Origin of the sequence: Serratia sp. BIGb0234 (assembly GCF_024809915.1) — a bacterium.
Lineage (GTDB): Bacteria > Pseudomonadota > Gammaproteobacteria > Enterobacterales > Enterobacteriaceae > Serratia > Serratia liquefaciens.
This window is the reverse complement of sequence record NZ_JANUEI010000002.1, coordinates 831,859-847,337: the sequence shown is the minus strand read 5'-3', so window position 1 is coordinate 847,337 and position 15,479 is coordinate 831,859. Positions and strand designations below refer to the sequence as shown.

The 15,479-nt window shown below is 58.4% G+C and carries 12 protein-coding genes; 9 read left to right on the top strand and 3 right to left on the bottom strand.

Annotated features, from left to right (window positions below):
• Nucleotides 1–28 precede the first annotated feature (28 nt).
• Complete coding sequence (gene mnmC / locus M2407_RS10940; protein WP_259218028.1) at nt 29–2,053, bottom strand: bifunctional tRNA (5-methylaminomethyl-2-thiouridine)(34)-methyltransferase MnmD/FAD-dependent 5-carboxymethylaminomethyl-2-thiouridine(34) oxidoreductase MnmC; 2,025 nt, start codon at nt 2,051–2,053, stop codon at nt 29–31.
• A 170-nt stretch (nt 2,054–2,223) separates the two neighbouring features.
• On the opposite strand from mnmC, the gene fabB reads away from it, so the two are divergent.
• The 7 genes from fabB (at nt 2,224) to M2407_RS10905 (ending at nt 10,722) form a co-directional block, all read left to right on the top strand.
• Nucleotides 2,224–3,438, top strand: coding sequence for a beta-ketoacyl-ACP synthase I (fabB, locus tag M2407_RS10935; RefSeq protein ID WP_020827904.1), 1,215 nt, complete (start codon nt 2,224–2,226; stop codon nt 3,436–3,438).
• A gap of 210 nt (nt 3,439–3,648) precedes the next feature.
• Nucleotides 3,649–3,870: a membrane protein gene (locus M2407_RS10930; RefSeq protein ID WP_020827903.1), complete on the top strand. Its 222-nt coding sequence runs from the start codon at nt 3,649–3,651 to the stop codon at nt 3,868–3,870.
• Between the two features lie 203 nt (nt 3,871–4,073).
• On the top strand, nt 4,074–4,496 hold the full coding sequence (locus M2407_RS10925; protein WP_201896169.1) for a hypothetical protein: 423 nt from the start codon (nt 4,074–4,076) through the stop codon (nt 4,494–4,496).
• Between the two features lie 68 nt (nt 4,497–4,564).
• Complete coding sequence (locus M2407_RS10920) at nt 4,565–4,888, top strand: copper-binding protein (protein ID WP_020827901.1); 324 nt, start codon at nt 4,565–4,567, stop codon at nt 4,886–4,888.
• A gap of 10 nt (nt 4,889–4,898) precedes the next feature.
• Nucleotides 4,899–6,158: a TolC family protein gene (locus M2407_RS10915; protein WP_259218022.1), complete on the top strand. Its 1,260-nt coding sequence runs from the start codon at nt 4,899–4,901 to the stop codon at nt 6,156–6,158.
• Nucleotides 6,155–7,606: an efflux RND transporter periplasmic adaptor subunit gene (locus M2407_RS10910; RefSeq protein WP_259218020.1), complete on the top strand. Its 1,452-nt coding sequence runs from the start codon at nt 6,155–6,157 to the stop codon at nt 7,604–7,606. The genes M2407_RS10915 and M2407_RS10910 overlap by 4 nt, the downstream gene beginning before the upstream one ends.
• Nucleotides 7,603–10,722, top strand: a complete 3,120-nt coding sequence (locus tag M2407_RS10905; protein WP_259218019.1) for an efflux RND transporter permease subunit — start codon at nt 7,603–7,605, stop codon at nt 10,720–10,722. The genes M2407_RS10910 and M2407_RS10905 overlap by 4 nt, the downstream gene beginning before the upstream one ends.
• A 46-nt stretch (nt 10,723–10,768) precedes the next feature.
• Here M2407_RS10905 and apbE read toward each other — a convergent pair whose 3' ends face one another.
• A complete protein-coding gene (apbE, locus tag M2407_RS10900; protein ID WP_201896173.1) occupies nt 10,769–11,800 on the bottom strand; it encodes an FAD:protein FMN transferase ApbE in 1,032 nt (343 codons plus the stop codon).
• A gap of 157 nt (nt 11,801–11,957) precedes the next feature.
• Here apbE and M2407_RS10895 point away from each other — a divergent pair, with 157 nt between their 5' ends.
• On the top strand, nt 11,958–13,070 hold the full coding sequence (locus tag M2407_RS10895; RefSeq protein WP_046373030.1) for an SLC13 family permease: 1,113 nt from the start codon (nt 11,958–11,960) through the stop codon (nt 13,068–13,070).
• Between the two features lie 43 nt (nt 13,071–13,113).
• On the opposite strand, the gene pepT is transcribed toward M2407_RS10895, so the two are convergent.
• The gene (gene pepT / locus M2407_RS10890; protein WP_122079923.1) at nt 13,114–14,346 is read right to left on the bottom strand and encodes a peptidase T; all 1,233 of its coding nucleotides are present in this window, start codon (nt 14,344–14,346) and stop codon (nt 13,114–13,116) included.
• Nucleotides 14,347–14,560: 214 nt separating this feature from the next.
• Here pepT and M2407_RS10885 point away from each other — a divergent pair, with 214 nt between their 5' ends.
• On the top strand, nt 14,561–15,457 hold the full coding sequence (locus M2407_RS10885) for an endonuclease/exonuclease/phosphatase family protein (RefSeq protein ID WP_020827894.1): 897 nt from the start codon (nt 14,561–14,563) through the stop codon (nt 15,455–15,457).
• Nucleotides 15,458–15,479 lie beyond the last annotated feature (22 nt).

The window sequence follows — 15,479 nt, the reverse complement described above, 5'->3', positions numbered from 1 at the left end:
CTGTCGCCGGCGCCCTGCGTGATTTTTCTTACGCTACCGCACGTCCCTTCAGTAATTTCCTTACCCACATTCGATTCGGGTTCAACGCCGCTAACAGGTCTGCGTCGCCCGGCAAAGGTTCGCCAAACAGCTGCGCCGCCAAAATCTCTGCCGCCAGCGGGGCCGAGCACAACCCACGAGAGCCTAACCCGCCAATCATGAACAGATTGGGGTAGCTCGGCGCATTGGCGATAGCTTCACCGCGTTGGTGTTGACGTTGCAGATCCTGGTACTGCGTTAGCGTGGCCTGGTAGTCGGGCACTGCACCTACCATTGGCAGGTGATCGCGAGTGGCGCTGCGTACGCCGCAGCGCGCCTGGCGGTCGCTGACGTCCACCTCCAGCGGCCAGGTTTGATCCGGCAGGCAACGCAGCAGGCGAGCCCGATTTTCCTGCTGCTCTTCTTCGCGGTATTCGGTGGCGGTCTCGCCGCGCTGGTAACTGGCGCCGATACAGTGCTGCTGATTATTGGCATTCACCGGCGTCAGGTAGCCGTCGTAACACAGCACCTGCTTCAATGCACTCAGCTGCGGCGTGGTAGGAATATGGGATACCTGACCGCGCACCGCATAAACCGGCAGCGCTTCACTTTGCGTCAGTTCGGACAACCGATGGCCGTTGGCCAGAATCACCGTCGCATGCTGCCGAATTTCACCCTGGCTAAAGCTGAGTTGCCAACCTGCTTCTTGGACGGTCAGAGCGCTGAGCGTAGCGTCATAATGGCAGCGCATCCCTTGACGTTGCGCCAGCGCAATCGCACTGCGCGTCAGCTCGGCCGGACACAGCCAGCCACCCTGCGGGTAGTTAATGCCGCCAAAACCGCTGTCGACGCCGCACAAGGCGCTGAGCGTAGCGCGGTCGGCCGGCATGGCGAGCGCCTGCGGCCATTCAACCGCCAGCATCTTGGCAATTTTCCCGGCGCTCTTCTCGTCAAAGGCCAGTTGGCTCACACCGCACCACTGATGGTCGAATACCACGCCCTGTCGCACCAGTGCATCGTACTGACGACGGGCAAACGGAAACGCGGCGCTGAAGAAATTTTCCAGCGCATCGGCTCGGCCGTTCAGCAAAGGGTAGAGTGCGCCCTGACGGTTGCCTGATGCCCCTTCGCCCGGCTGCGGATCTGCGCAGTACAGCGTGACTTTTGCGCCGCGTCGCAACAGGGCGAGGGCGGTTAGCGCGCTGGCGACGCCGCCGCCAATGATGGCGATATCATCGGTATTCTCCGCCACCGGGCGTATCAGCCAGGGAGCAGGGTGAGCGACGGCCGGCGCATCGGCAGGCAACTCGCCGGTCAGCATCTCTCGCTTCTGGCCGAAGCCTTTGGTTTTGATGACATCAAACCCTGCCTGCTGTAAGCCGCGACGCACGAAGCCTGCGGCGGTAAAGGTGGCAAGGCTGCCGCCCGGCCGGGCAAAGCGCGCCATGGCGGTGAACAGCTGCTCCGTCCACATATCAGGGTTCTTTGCCGGGGCGAAGCCATCGAGGAACCAGGCGTCGATTTGACGGTTCATGCTGGCGTCGAAGTGAGGCAGCAACGCGTTCACGTCGCCAAACCACAGATCGAGCGTGATGCGCCCTTCGGCCAGCAGCAGCCGGTGGCAGCCCGGCAGTGGCAACGGCCATTGAGCGCGTAATTCATCGGCATATGGCGCCAGTTCCGGCCAGCGGGCATGCGCCGCCGCCAAATCGGCCTGCAGCAGCGGGAATTTTTCAAAGCTGATAAAGTGCAGGCGCTGAAGCGGGGCGTCCGGCATCGCCGTGCGGAAACCGGCAAAGGCCTGCCACAGCGTCAAAAAGTTAAGCCCGGTGCCGAAGCCGGTTTCCGCCACGATAAACAGCGGGCGAGGGTGGTCGGTAAAACGTTGCGGCAGTCGGTTGCCCATGAGAAACACATAGCGGGTTTCTTCCAGCCCATCCTGATTGGAAAAGTAGACGTCATCAAACTGTTTCGAAACAGGTGTACCCTGTTCATTCCAGGATAACGCTGCGGTTTGGATCGGGGCGTGGCTCACGGTTAGTTGCTCGTAACTCAAGGGGTGACGGGATTCTAACGGCGCTGGCGCTATGGCGCAAACTGGATAAGAATAAAGCTGAAAAACGCTGATCGGACTTGTTCGGCGTACATCTGTACGCTAAAGTGCGATGCAAAATCCCGAATGTAAAATTGTGGAAGAGGTATTGAATGAAACGTGCAGTGATTACTGGCCTGGGAATCGTCTCCAGCATTGGTAACAACCAGCAGGAGGTCCTGGCGAGCCTGCAGGAAGGTCGTTCTGGGATCACTTTCTCCCAGGAGCTGAAAGATTCCGGCATGCGTAGTCACGTATGGGGCGATGTTAAACTGGACACTACGGGTCTGATTGACCGTAAAGTGATGCGCTTTATGAGCGACGCGTCCGTTTATGCCTATCTTTCCATGGAAGAAGCCATCAAGGACTCAGGTCTGGCTGCCGATCAGGTTTCCAACGATCGCACCGGTCTGGTTGTTGGCTCAGGTGGTGGTTCTCCGCGCAACCAGGTTGCCGGATCCGATGGCATGCGTGCCAAAGGCCTGCGCGGCGTTGGCCCGTACATGGTGACCAAGGCTATGGCTTCAGGCGTTTCCGCTTGCCTGGCAACCCCGTTCAAAATTCGTGGCGTTAACTATTCCATCAGCTCTGCCTGCGCAACTTCTGCACACTGCATTGGTCACGCGGTTGAACTGATCCAACTGGGCAAACAGGACGTGGTCTTTGCCGGCGGCGGCGAAGAGCTGTGCTGGGAAATGGCCTGTGAGTTCGATGCGATGGGCGCACTGTCCACCAGCTACAACGACACCCCTGAAAAAGCTTCTCGTACTTACGACTCTGCCCGTGACGGTTTCGTCATCGCCGGCGGCGGCGGTATGGTGGTGGTTGAAGAGCTGGAACACGCTCTGGCGCGTGGTGCGCACATCTATGCTGAAATCATCGGCTACGGTGCGACCTCCGACGGTGCCGACATGGTGGCTCCATCAGGTGAAGGCGCGGTGCGCTGCATGAAGATGGCTCTGCAGGGCGTTGATACCCCAATCGACTACATGAACGTTCACGGCACCTCCACGCCGGTGGGCGACGTGAAAGAGCTGGGTGCCATTCGCGAAGTGTTTGGTGACAACACCCCGGCAATCTCTTCCACCAAGGCGATGACCGGTCACTCACTGGGTGCCGCGGGCGTGCAGGAAGCGATCTACAGCCTGCTGATGGTTGAGCACGGCTTTATCGCGCCGAGCATCAACATCGATAACCTGGATGAGAAAGCCGCTGGCATGAACATCGTGACTGAGCCAACTCAACGCGAGTTGACCACCGTGATGTCCAACAGCTTCGGTTTCGGCGGCACCAACGCCACGCTGGTGATGCGCAAGCTGCAGAAGTAATTCCGGCCTCAAGGTTCTGGATCAAGCCCGCATTTTTGCGGGCTTTTTAATGCCTGCAATCCCTGCCGACGGGCCGCTAGGAGTTATCCCAAATTACATCTCCTGACGGATCATTAACGCTTTGTTCAGCCTTTTGCGCATACAATGGCTCAATAGCGCGAATATCACTCGGCGTAGCGTTTCAGAGTGATCGAACATTGAGGCAAGAGTATGAAAAAGTTAATTGCGGTTGGATTGCTGTCGGTCATTCTGGCTGGGTGCGCGACCGATTCCCCTTGTGTCCCGGTCTATGACGACCAGGGCCGTCTGGTGCACACCAATACCTGCATGAAAGGCACCACGCAGGACAACTGGGAAACCGCTGGCGCCATCGCCGGTGGGGCGGCGGCAGTTGCCGGTCTGACGCTGGGTATTATCGCGTTGACCAAATAACCTTCCGTCGGAGAGTCTCCCGGTTTAAAAGCCCAGCATCTGCTGGGCTTTTGTTTGGGTAATCCGCCGCCAGTTGATTGAAGTCATGGCATTTATATTACCGGCCCAGAGATGAGCAGTTCTTTGTCAGCGGATGTAAATTCCATTCCTGCGCCCGGTCCGGGTCGATATACTCCCGCTATCTCCCACTCTGGAACGATCTGATGTCGGCTTTGGCGTCCATCTCCTTATCCATGCACCGCCTGCGCTTTGCTAAAAAGCGGGCCTGCGCATGGTTATTGGTCGTCAGTTGGCTGTTGTTGAATACTCAACTGGCGTTGGCCAGCCACAACTGCAACCTGCAGTTCAGCGGTGAAGCGCCGATGGCTCAGCATATGATGCATATGCAAAACAGCGTGCCGTCGCAGCAGCAGATGCAGACCCAAGAGCCGCTGTGTGAGAAACACTGCGTTCCGGAGTCAGCCCAACAGGATCACAGCAACCTGGCGTTGGCTGCGCTGCCCACCAGCAGCGAATTGGCCGTTATTACGCCTTTCCCGTCTCGTTCAGTCCCCTCCAATACCTGGCAAACGCCCCCGATAACAGGTCCGCCGGCAGAGATCGTTTTCTGCCGGTTCCGTGAATAGTTCTGACAACCGCTTTGCCGTCCCCGACGGTTTTCCGCGTTTGTTAACTATTTTATGGAGTACCCGTTATGCGTAATGTATTTGCTGCCGTAGTGATCGCCCTGTTTTTCTCCTTTAGCGCCAGCGCTGCCGATATGGCAATGCAGGATCCTGCCGCAAGAACTGCCGTTGAAATCCACAGCCAGGGCGTCGTCAAAAGCTGGGATGAGCGAAAGGTGTCTATCGCGCACCAGGCCATTCCTGCACTCAGTTGGCCGCCAATGACCATGAGCTTCCTGCTCCCTTCATCGCCTTCATTCGCCGTCTTGCCGGTGGGTACCGAGGTTGATTTCAGCTTCCTGCCGATCGACGGCGGTTATCAGCTGATCGCCATCGCCGCTGCTCGACCATAACGGAGGCGTTATGACCATTATCCTTTCTCACCCTTGGCGGGTGGGCTGGCTGCTGCTTGCCTGTTGGGCACCGGCCACCCTGGCGGCGGATCTGACGCTGCAACAGTCATTGACGGCGGCCGAAGGTTATTCGGCGGAGTTATCCGCCAATCGTCATCAGGTTGACGCCTTGCAGAACATGGCGGATTCGGCAATGCAGTTGCCCGATCCCAAGCTGAAGTTCGGCATTGAAAACGTGCCGGTGCAGGGCGGCAACGCTCGGCGTTTTACCCGCGAAGGCATGACCATGGGACGAATCGGCATCATGCAGGATTACGTCAGCAGCACCAAACGTCAGCGTAAAGCGGATACCCTGCGCGCCGAAGCCAGCCAGACGGATGCGGGCAGCGCCACCATTCGCGCTCGCCTTCAACAGCAAACCGCACAGGCCTGGCTGGCGCTGGCGCTGAGTCGGCAAACCCTGCGGGATGCCTCAGCCCTGGTGACGGAGAGTGAACGCCAGATTGCCACTCAGCGTGCTGCGGTAGCCGGTGGGGGAACCCCTGCGAGTGGAGTACTGGATGCCAGGCTGACGCTGCTAAGCATGCAGGATCGCATCAGCGAGGCGCAGCGTGATGTTGCTGTCGCGCAGGCGCGTCTGACGCAGTTGACCGGCCTGTCTGCGACGGATACCGCCGGGGCCATGCCGCGCTTTGAACGTTTACCGGCGGACAGCGAAGTGTTGCGGCAGGCCATCAGGCAACACCCCGAGGTGTTGCAGGCCAGCCGTGAGGCGGACGTTGCCAAGGCGCGTTCGGCGCAATCAGAGGTGGCGGCGATACCGGACGTCGGCGTCGAGGTGTATTACGGCAAACGGGCCGACGAGTACGAGGATTTGGCCGGGGTGATGTTTACCGTCGATCTGCCGTTGTTCCGCTCGCAGCGGCAGGATAAGGACTATGCCGCTGATGTTTCCCGCAGCATGGAGGCCAACGATCGGCTCACGTTGTTGATCCGTGATCATCAGGCACAGCTCGATACGCTGTTGGCGCAATATCAGGCGGCTCAGGCGCAGTGGCAACGCCAACAGGAGCAGGCTATTCCCCTGCAACAACAGCGGGTCACTTTGCTGTTAGCGCAGTATCGCAGCGGTAAAAGCGATTTGTCGGCGGTACTGGAAGCTCGGCGGGCGCTGCTCGACAGTCGCCTCAGCGCCGGCAAGGCCGCCAGGGAACTGGCACAGATTTGGGCCGCCATTCGCTATCTCACCCCTCAGGAATCAATGCAATGAAAATACAATTCAAGCTGGCGCTGTTAGCGGCGCTGATTGGCACTGGGCTGGCGGGATACTGGTTTGGCGCAGCGGGAGAAGCGCCTGCGCCGGCCATCAAGAGTGAGCGGCAGGTGCTTTATTGGTACGACCCGATGATGCCGGGGCAGCGTTTTGACCAACCGGGTAAATCGCCCTTTATGGATATGCAACTGGTGCCGCGCTATGCCGATGAGGCTGAGCCGGAAGGGGGCGTGACCATCAGCGCCCGGCAACAGCAGAACCTGGGCGTTCGCACCGAAGCTGCACAATTGCGCCAACTGGAGCCACAACTGAACGCTTTCGGCAGCGTCGCCACCGATGAACGCGGGGTTCAGATTGTCGCCGCCCGCGCCAACGGACTGGTGGAAAAACTCTACGTGCGTGCCAGTCAGCAACAGGTGAAAAAGGGCGAAGCCCTGGCATTGCTGTGGATCCCCGACTGGAGTGCGGCACAGCAGGAATATCTGGCGATACGCAAACTGGGCGATAGCGCACTTACCGCCGCTGCACGTCAGCGGTTGCAGTTGCTGTTTATGCCCGAGGCGGTGATCCGCCAAGTGGAACGTTCAGGTAAACCCGAACCGCGGGTGCAGATAGCGGCACCGGAAAATGGTTTTGTGAATAAGCTGAGCGTGCTCGAGGGCGCTCAGGTGACGGCCGCGCAGGGGCTGTTTGAACTAGCCAGCCTCGATCCGGTGTGGATCGTTGCCGATTATCCGCAGGCGCAGGCCGGATTGTTGAAAGTGGGCGATAAGGTGCAGGCCGCTTCCGCCAGCTGGCCTGGTGAACGATTTGAAGGCGAGGTGAGCGAACTGCTGGCCAATGTCGATCCGCTGACCCGAACCTTCAAAGCGCGCATCCTGTTGAAAAACCCTCAACAAAAGCTTCGACCGGGCATGTACCTGCAACTGACATTGTCACACAGCAACCTCGGCCAACCGGTGTTGGCGATACCGCAGGAGGCGCTGATCGACAGCGGCGATCGCAATAGGGTGTTGATCGCCGAAGGCAATGGGCACTTCACGCCGGTTGACGTGGTGGCCGGTCGTGTGCAGGACGGCTGGGTAGAAATCAAACGTGGGCTGAATGCTGGGCAAAGGGTAGTGACCTCCGGCCAATTCCTGATTGATTCCGAGGCCAGCATGCGCAGTGCCTTGCCACAAATGGCGGCGCAAATCGAGGTGAAACAATACCAGGCCGAGGGGGTGGTGGATGCCGTGAACGAGAGCACCATCACGCTGTCCCACGGCCCCGTGCCGGAGCTGCAGTGGCCGGCAATGATCATGGATTTTGCCCTGCCGCCAGGGGGAATACCTGTCGGTATCAAACCCGGTGATAGCGTAAAAATCCACTTTAGCGTTGATGAACAAGGTTCACATATCAGCCAAATCGTGCCGACAAGCGCTGAACATGGGGGCCACTTATGATTGCTTTCGTGATCCGCTGGTCGCTGCGCAACCGGCTCTTGGTGCTGCTGGCTTCGTTGCTGTTGGCCGGTTGGGGGATCTGGGCATTGCAGAAAGCGCCGCTGGATGCGCTGCCGGATCTCTCCGACGTACAGGTGATTGTCCGTGCCACCTATCCGGGCAAGGCACCGCAGGTGATTGAAGATCAGGTGACCTATCCGCTGACCACCACGTTGCTCTCGGTGCCGGGGGCCAAAACGGTACGGGGTTTTTCCATGTTTGGCGACGCCTACGTCTACGTGTTGTTTGAGAACGGCACCGATTTGTACTGGGCGCGTTCGCGGGTGCTGGAGGCGCTCAGCCAGGTGCAATCCTCACTGCCGCCGCAGGTGAAGGTGGCACTGGGGCCGGACGCCACCGGCGTCGGCTGGGTGTACGAGTATGCCCTGGTGGATAAAAGCGGCAAGCACAGCCTGGCCGACCTGCGCGCGCTGCAAGACTGGACGCTGAAGTTTGAACTGAAAACCGTCCCCAACGTGGCGGAAGTGGCCAGCGTGGGCGGCATGGTACGCCAATATCAGGTGGTGCTGGATCCACCCAGCCTGCGCGCGCTGAACATCACCCATCAACAGGTAGTCAGTGCCATTCAGGACGCCAACCAGGAAGGCGGCGGTGCGCTGCTGGAAATGGGGGAGGCGGAGTATATGGTTCGCACCTCGGGCTACCTGAAAAAACTCAGCGATTTTGCCAACGTGGTAATCACCGTGCGTGACGGTGTACCGATCCTGCTGTCGCAAGTGGCAACACTGCGCGAAGGGCCGGAGATCCGCCGGGGCGTGGCGGAGCTGAACGGCGAGGGCGAAGTGGCGGGCGGCATCGTCGTGATGCGCTACGGCAAAAATGCCCTGGAAACCATCAACGCGTTGAAGGTCAAGCTGCAGGAGGTTCAGCAGACCCTGCCGCCGGGTGTGGAAATTGTGACCGTGTACGACCGCTCCCAACTGATCGAACATGCAATTGAAACCTTGTCCCACAAGCTCCTGGAGGAGTTTATCGTGGTGGCTTTGGTGTGCACGCTGTTCCTGTTCCATTTTCGTTCGGCGCTGGTGGCGATGATCACGCTGCCGCTCGGCATTCTTGGCGCCTTTGTGGTGATGCATTACCAGGGCGTAAACGCCAATATCATGTCGCTGGGGGGAATCGCCATCGCCATTGGCGCCATGGTGGATGCGGCCATCGTCATGATTGAGAACATGCATAAGGTGCTGGAGCAGTGGCGGCAACGCCATCCCGGACAGCAGCCGACGTCGACGGATTATTGGCGCATTTCAGAGCAGGCGGCGGTGGAGGTGGGGCCGGCGCTGTTTTGCAGTTTGCTGATTATCACGCTGTCCTTCATTCCGGTGTTCACCCTGCAGGCGCAGGAAGGCCGGATGTTCTCCCCGCTGGCCTACACCAAAACCTACGCCATGGCGGTGGCAGCCGGTCTGGGCATTACGCTGGTGCCGGTGCTGATGGGCTACTTTATCCGCGGCCGCATTCCCGACGAACATGCCAATCCGATCAACCGCTGGCTGATCCGCCTGTATCAGCCGGTGCTGGCGTCGGTGTTGGCACGGCCAAAAACCACGCTGGGGATTTCGTGCCTGCTGTTGCTGTTAACCGCCTATCCGCTTAGCCGGTTGGGCAGCGAATTTATGCCGCAGCTCGACGAAGGTGACCTGTTGTATATGCCTTCCTCGCTGCCGGGGATGTCGGCGCGCGAGGCCAGCAGGCTACTGCAACTGACCGACAGGTTGATCAAAACCGTGCCGGAGGTAGCGACGGTGTTCGGTAAGGCCGGCAGGGCGGAAAGCGCTACCGATCCCGCGCCGCTGACCATGCTGGAAACCACCATTCGTTTCAAACCGCGTGACCAGTGGCGACCGGGCATGACCATGGACAAGCTGGTGGCGGAACTGGATGCGGTGGTCAAGGTGCCGGGTATTGCCAACGTCTGGGTTCCGCCGATCCGCAATCGGCTGGACATGTTGGCCACCGGAATCAAAAGTCCGGTGGGCATCAAGGTGAACGGCAATAACATGGCCGATATCGAACGGATTTCCGGGCAGATTGAGCAGGTGGTGAAGCAGGTGCCGGGCGTCACTTCGGCGCTGGCAGAACGCATCACCGGCGGCCGCTACGTGGATATCGATATCGACCGTCAGCGGGCTGCGCGCTACGGCGTTTCGGTGAAAGAGCTGCAATCCATGGTGGCGACGCTGGTGGGGGGCGAAAACATTGGCGAAACCGTTGAGGGCCGGGCGCGTTACCCGATCAATGTGCGTTATCCGCGTGAGGTGCGTGATTCGGTACAGCAGTTGCAGGCGTTACCGGTACTGACCGCCAGCGGTGGCCAGGTGCCGCTGTCGATGCTGGCGGATATTCGGGTTAGCGAAGGGCCGCCGATGCTGAAAAGTGAAAACGCGCGGCTCTCCAACTGGATTTATGTCGATCTGCGCGGGCGCGATCTCAAATCGGCGGTGGAAGAGATGCAGCAGGCTGTCGCGCAGCAGGTCAAGCTGCCGGCCGGGGTGTCGTTGAGCTGGTCCGGGCAGTTTGAATATCTTGAACGCGCCAGCGCTCAGTTGAAAATCGTACTGCCGGTAACATTGGCAATCATTTTCGTGCTGCTGTTTGTCACCTTCAGCAGCGTGCGTGATGCGTTGTTGATCATGGCGACGCTGCCGTTTGCGCTGATCGGCGGAGTATGGCTGCTGTATTTGCTGAACTACAACCTGTCGGTGGCCGGGGCAGTTGGCTTTATCGCGCTGGCGGGTGTGGCGGCGGAATTCGGCGTGATAATGGTTCTGTACTTGAACCATGCGTTGGAAAAACATCGCCAGCCGGGACAACCGCTCACGCAAAAACAGCTGATGGATGCCATCACCGAGGGGGCGGTATTGCGGGTGCGACCAAAAGTGATGACCGTTGCCACCATTATGGCCGGGCTATTGCCGATCATGTGGGGTAACGGTGCCGGTTCTGAGGTAATGCGGCGCATTGCGGCACCGATGATTGGCGGCATGCTCAGTGCACCGCTGTTGTCGATGTTGGTGGTTCCTGTGGTTTACCTGTTACTGCACCGAAAAGGATAAGCAAGCGGGGCGCAGTGCACTGCGCCCCGTCTTTACCGCACAGAAACTATTTCACCAGAAACGCCTTGAACTGCGGCGTCATTACGGCGCTGAACCCATCATCGGTTTTGCTGATCAGGTAGACCGCCAAGCCTTTTTCTTCCGCCAGTTTGAGCGCTTTTTCCGTCCCCAACACCATCAACCCGGTATCCCAACCGTCGGCTTCCAGCGCGGTGGGCGCTATCACCGTAGCGGAGACCAGGCGATGAGTAATCGGCCTGCCGGTTGTGGGATCGATCACGTGCGAATAGCGCTGCCCGTCCTGTTCAAAATAGTTGCGGTAGCTGCCGGCGGTGCTGATGCCGTAACCCTGCAAATCAACCAGTGCCTGAACCGCATTTTCGCGGTCGGTCGGTTTTTGGATCGCCACGCGCCAGGGTTTGCCCTGCCCGTTAATGCCGCGCGAGGATACTGCACCACCGACCGACACCAGATAATGGGTGATACCATTACGGGCCATCAGCTGCACCAACTGATCGACGCCATAGCCTTCGCCCAACGTCGAGAGATCAACATACATCCCGGGCAAGTCCTTTTGCAGCCATTCGCCACGGCTGTCGCTGAGTAGCTTGAGGTGCTGCAGGCCAATATTTTTTTGTGCCGCCTCTATTTGCTGTTGGCTCGGTACCTTGACCACACGCTTGTCTGGGCCAAAGCCCCATAAATTCACCAGCGGACCCACGGTGATATTCATCGCGCCCTGAGTGTCGCGGCCAATGCGCTGAGCCATCAGGATAATATCCGCCATTCCGCGCGGGATCGGCTGTGGCTCGGTACTCTGGGTTTGATTAAAACGCGAAAGCACAGAATCATTGCGATAGGTGGAGATATCGTCATTGGCGCGTTCCAGCACGGCGTCAATCTGCTGTTGCAACTGCTGTTTATTGACCGCCACGTCACCGCTGACCTTGACGCTGTAGAAGGTGCCCATGGTTTTGCCTTCAATGTCGATCTGTGGGCGGGTATCCGGGTCATTACAGGCAGCCAGTAAGCCGATGGTCACACTCAGCAACAGCCCTTTGGCAAAAACGTTAGCCATGAAAACATCCTTTGAAACAGTGAAAGGCGCTACAAATAAAGTAAAGCGCGGCAAATGAAAAGCAGTTAACGGTAAAAGAGCATTTTGCTGGCGTTGCCGCCGTGCTTGGGCTAACGTCTGGTTCCTGATCCCTGGTTGTTTTTTTGAAGCGCTCAACATGAGTTCAAACGCCGTTTCCCGGCTGATTCAGCCGTTCCTGAAAGATCGTTTTTTGCATATTTTGCTGTTAGTCGGCGTACTGATGGCGGCCTTTAACCCGCAACAGCTGCCTGCGTTAAACAGTTTTATCGACTGGCGCACCATCATTACGCTGCTTGGATTGATGTTACTCACCAAGGGCGTCGAGGTCAGCGGTTATTTCGATTTTGTTGGCCGCAAAATCATCAATACGCTGCACAGCGAGCGGCGATTGGCGCTGTTTCTGGTGTTTTCCGCCGCGTTGCTGTCGTCGTTCCTGACTAACGACGTGGCGCTGTTTATCGTCATTCCGCTGACCATCACGCTGAAAAAACTGTCGTCGTTACCGATTGGCCGGTTGATTATCTTCCAGGCGCTGGCGGTCAATGCCGGTTCATTGCTGACGCCGATTGGCAACCCGCAAAACATTCTGCTGTGGAGCAAGTCTTCACTCTCTTTCCTGGGGTTCATTGGCCAAATGGCACCGTTTGGCGTGGTGATGCTGGTCAGTTTGCTGCTGCTGACCGGGTTCTGCTTCCCCGCGCGGGATATCGTTAAAGCGCCGCACACCGAAGGTTATCCGTATCAGCTACGCCTGTTGCTGAGCTGTGTGGCGCTGTACGTGATTTTTCTGCTGTGTCTGGATCTTGATCTGCCGCTGTATGGCCTGTTGGCGGTGTTCGTCGGTTTTTTACTGCTGGCGCGTCGGGTATTGCTGCAGATCGACTGGAGCCTGATTTTTGTCTTTATCGCGATGTTCATCGACGTGGGGCTGTTTACCCGCTTGCAGGCGATCCAGCCTTGGTTCGCCGATATCGCTACGCTGGGTAACGGGGGTATTTACGCTTTGGGGATTGGCCTGTCGCAGGTGATCAGCAACGTGCCGGCGACCATTTTAATGCTCAATTACGTGCCTTCCAGCCAACTGCTGGCCTATGCGGTCAACGCCGGTGGCTTTGGGCTGGCGATCGGTTCGCTGGCGAATCTGATTGCGCTGCGTATGGCGGACGAGCGCAAAATTTGGCTGAAATTTCATTACTTTTCGTTGCCGTTACTGGTCTGGGCCGGCTTGCTTGGCTGGCTGTTGGCTTAAGCGCGGTATTTTCCTGCCATACCGCGCTTTTACACCATGGCGTCTAACCGCGTGCGGCCAGCAAGCAGATGCTGCGAGTCACCTGATAGGATTTTACAAAGGCGCTGATCGGCAGAAACTCAAAGCGCGAATGGAAATTGTGCGCGCCGGTGAAGTAGTTCGGCGTCAGCAGCCCACGGCTGGAGAGTGCGGCGCCGTCGGTGCCGCCACGCATCGGGATCACCTTGGGGGGAATGCCGTGGGCGGCCAGGGCACCGAAAATCAGCTCAATGGCTCGCTGGTCTTCCCCGATAGAGTTGCTGATATTGCTGTAGATATCCGTCACCTTGCAGCTGACCTTGGCGCGCGGGTAGTTTGCCGCCACCTGTCGCACCACTTCCTGAATGCGCTCTTTACGCGCGTTGAACCCGGCCAGGTCAAAATCGCGGATCGACACTTTCAACGTAGCGAGGTTGGCATTGGCGGTCAGATCGTTGAACCAGAAGTAGCCTTCGCGCCCCTCGGTATGTTCCGGTGTGTCCTTGATGTCGAATTGGTTGATGATGTCGTTAGCGATGCGAATCGGGTTGATCAGCACGTTCTTCGCCGACATGGGGTGCGCGGTGACCCCTTCGATACGGATCTCCGCACCTGCGGCATTGAAGTTCTCATACACCACTTCCCCCAACTCGCAGCAGTCGATGGTATAGGCAAAATCCACCTCGAAACGCGCCAGATCCAGCGCTTTGGCGCCGCGCAGGCCAATTTCCTCATCCGGGACAAAGGCCACCACAATGTCGCCGTGGCGATCGGAGGCGCTCAGGTTGGCCAGCAGGGTCATGACCACCGTGACCGCCGCTTTGTTATCGGCGCCGAGCACGCTGGTGCCGTCGCTGAAAATAATTTCTTCATTCGGATAGGCCAGGATCTCAGGATGTTCGGCGGTGCGCAGCCAGATATCGTGTTCGGCATTCAGGCACAGATCCTGGCCGGTAAAGCGCAGGCGCTGCGGGTGAATATGGGCCGACAGGCCAACGTCAACGGTATCGATATGGGTGATAAAGCCGATACGCGGAGCGCCTGGCTGATTGCCGGGTTTGCGGGCGGTCACGGTAGCGTGCTCGTCGATTTGCACGTCTTGCATGCCTAGCTGGCGCAGTTCGGCCGCCAGCAGCTTGGCCATATCATGTTGGCCCGGCGTGCTGGGCAGGGTGGTTGCGGCGGCGTCGCTCTGGCTGGTCACCGCCAGATAGCGGAAGAAACGTTCGGTGAGCTGTTCGGCAATGGCGCTGGTCATGCGGGTTCCTCTCGATAAGCGGTCTATCGGTTTTAAAGCTAAATCAGCCGGTTGTCCAATGGTGCAATGCTTTCGCTGCCGGAATGCGAGATGCCGCGCAGAATAAAAAAATAGCGGCACAACTAGGAAATAGTCTCGGGTAACTGCGGCAAAATCGTTGTTAGCTGTGGGGGAACGAGTGCCCCCAAATAATAGGATCGTTAAAGGAGAATACATGCGCTCACGTCATGCTTTACTTATCACTTTGTTATCCCTGGGAATATCGCATACGGCCTGGTCATCCACCGATGGTGGCCATGCCAACAGCAACGCCAATAGCCGTGAAGTGGCCAGTGCGCTCGGCGGTCTGAAAAACAAAACCTATAGCCTGGAGCAGGCACCGAAGATCCGCGTAGCCAGCTTCAATATCGCCGCCGGCAAGGTCAGCGACATGACCGCAATCGCCAAAGCGATCAAGGCGATGAATGTCGATGTGGTGGCGCTGCAGGAGGTGGACAAACTGACCGGCCGCAGCGGCAAGCTCGATCAGGCGGAGGAACTGGCCAAACTGACCGGTATGCACGTCGCGTTCGGCCGCGCGATTGATTTTGACGGCGGCGAATATGGGCTGGCGTTTTTATCGAAATACCCGCTGCATGACAGCAAAATTTACCCGTTGCCTTCCGGTCAGCGCGAACAGCGAATAGCATTCAGCGCCCAGACCGACGTGCCCGAGTTCCCGGCGCCGATTACCCTGATCAATACCCATCTGGACACCAAGGAAGATCCGGCGATGCGGCTGGATCAGGTGCGCGAACTGAATGACCGCACGATTGAAATGCGCGGCATCAAGCTGTTGTTCGGCGATATGAACGACGTGCCGGGCAGCGTCACCTGGACTGAGCTGAGCCGCTATTGGAACGATATCATGCCCAAGCAGCAGGATGGCCGCAGCTGGCCGGCGGAAAACGCCGAAATCAAGGTCGATTATATCTTTAGCGGCAATGCCCAGCGCTGGCATCTGGACAGCCTGACGGTGCCGAACGCCAGCGGCGACTGGAACGGCATTCACTGGCCGGCGGTCAGCGATCACCTGCCGTTGGTGGCCGAGCTACGGTTGACCGAGCAGTAACCTGACTCGGGGCCGCCAAGCG

Excerpts from the sequence above, each read along its gene's own strand:
- fabB (WP_020827904.1), top strand. The coding sequence starts at position 2,224 with ATGAAACGTGCAGTGATTACTGGCCTGGGAATCGTCTCCAGCATTGGT.
- M2407_RS10930 (WP_020827903.1), top strand. The coding sequence starts at position 3,649 with ATGAAAAAGTTAATTGCGGTTGGATTGCTGTCGGTCATTCTGGCTGGG.
- M2407_RS10925 (WP_201896169.1), top strand. The coding sequence starts at position 4,074 with ATGTCGGCTTTGGCGTCCATCTCCTTATCCATGCACCGCCTGCGCTTT.
- M2407_RS10920 (WP_020827901.1), top strand. The coding sequence starts at position 4,565 with ATGCGTAATGTATTTGCTGCCGTAGTGATCGCCCTGTTTTTCTCCTTT.
- M2407_RS10915 (WP_259218022.1), top strand. The coding sequence starts at position 4,899 with ATGACCATTATCCTTTCTCACCCTTGGCGGGTGGGCTGGCTGCTGCTT.
- M2407_RS10910 (WP_259218020.1), top strand. The coding sequence starts at position 6,155 with ATGAAAATACAATTCAAGCTGGCGCTGTTAGCGGCGCTGATTGGCACT.
- M2407_RS10905 (WP_259218019.1), top strand. The coding sequence starts at position 7,603 with ATGATTGCTTTCGTGATCCGCTGGTCGCTGCGCAACCGGCTCTTGGTG.
- apbE (WP_201896173.1), bottom strand. The coding sequence starts at position 11,800 with ATGGCTAACGTTTTTGCCAAAGGGCTGTTGCTGAGTGTGACCATCGGC.
- M2407_RS10895 (WP_046373030.1), top strand. The coding sequence starts at position 11,958 with ATGAGTTCAAACGCCGTTTCCCGGCTGATTCAGCCGTTCCTGAAAGAT.
- pepT (WP_122079923.1), bottom strand. The coding sequence starts at position 14,346 with ATGACCAGCGCCATTGCCGAACAGCTCACCGAACGTTTCTTCCGCTAT.
- M2407_RS10885 (WP_020827894.1), top strand. The coding sequence starts at position 14,561 with ATGCGCTCACGTCATGCTTTACTTATCACTTTGTTATCCCTGGGAATA.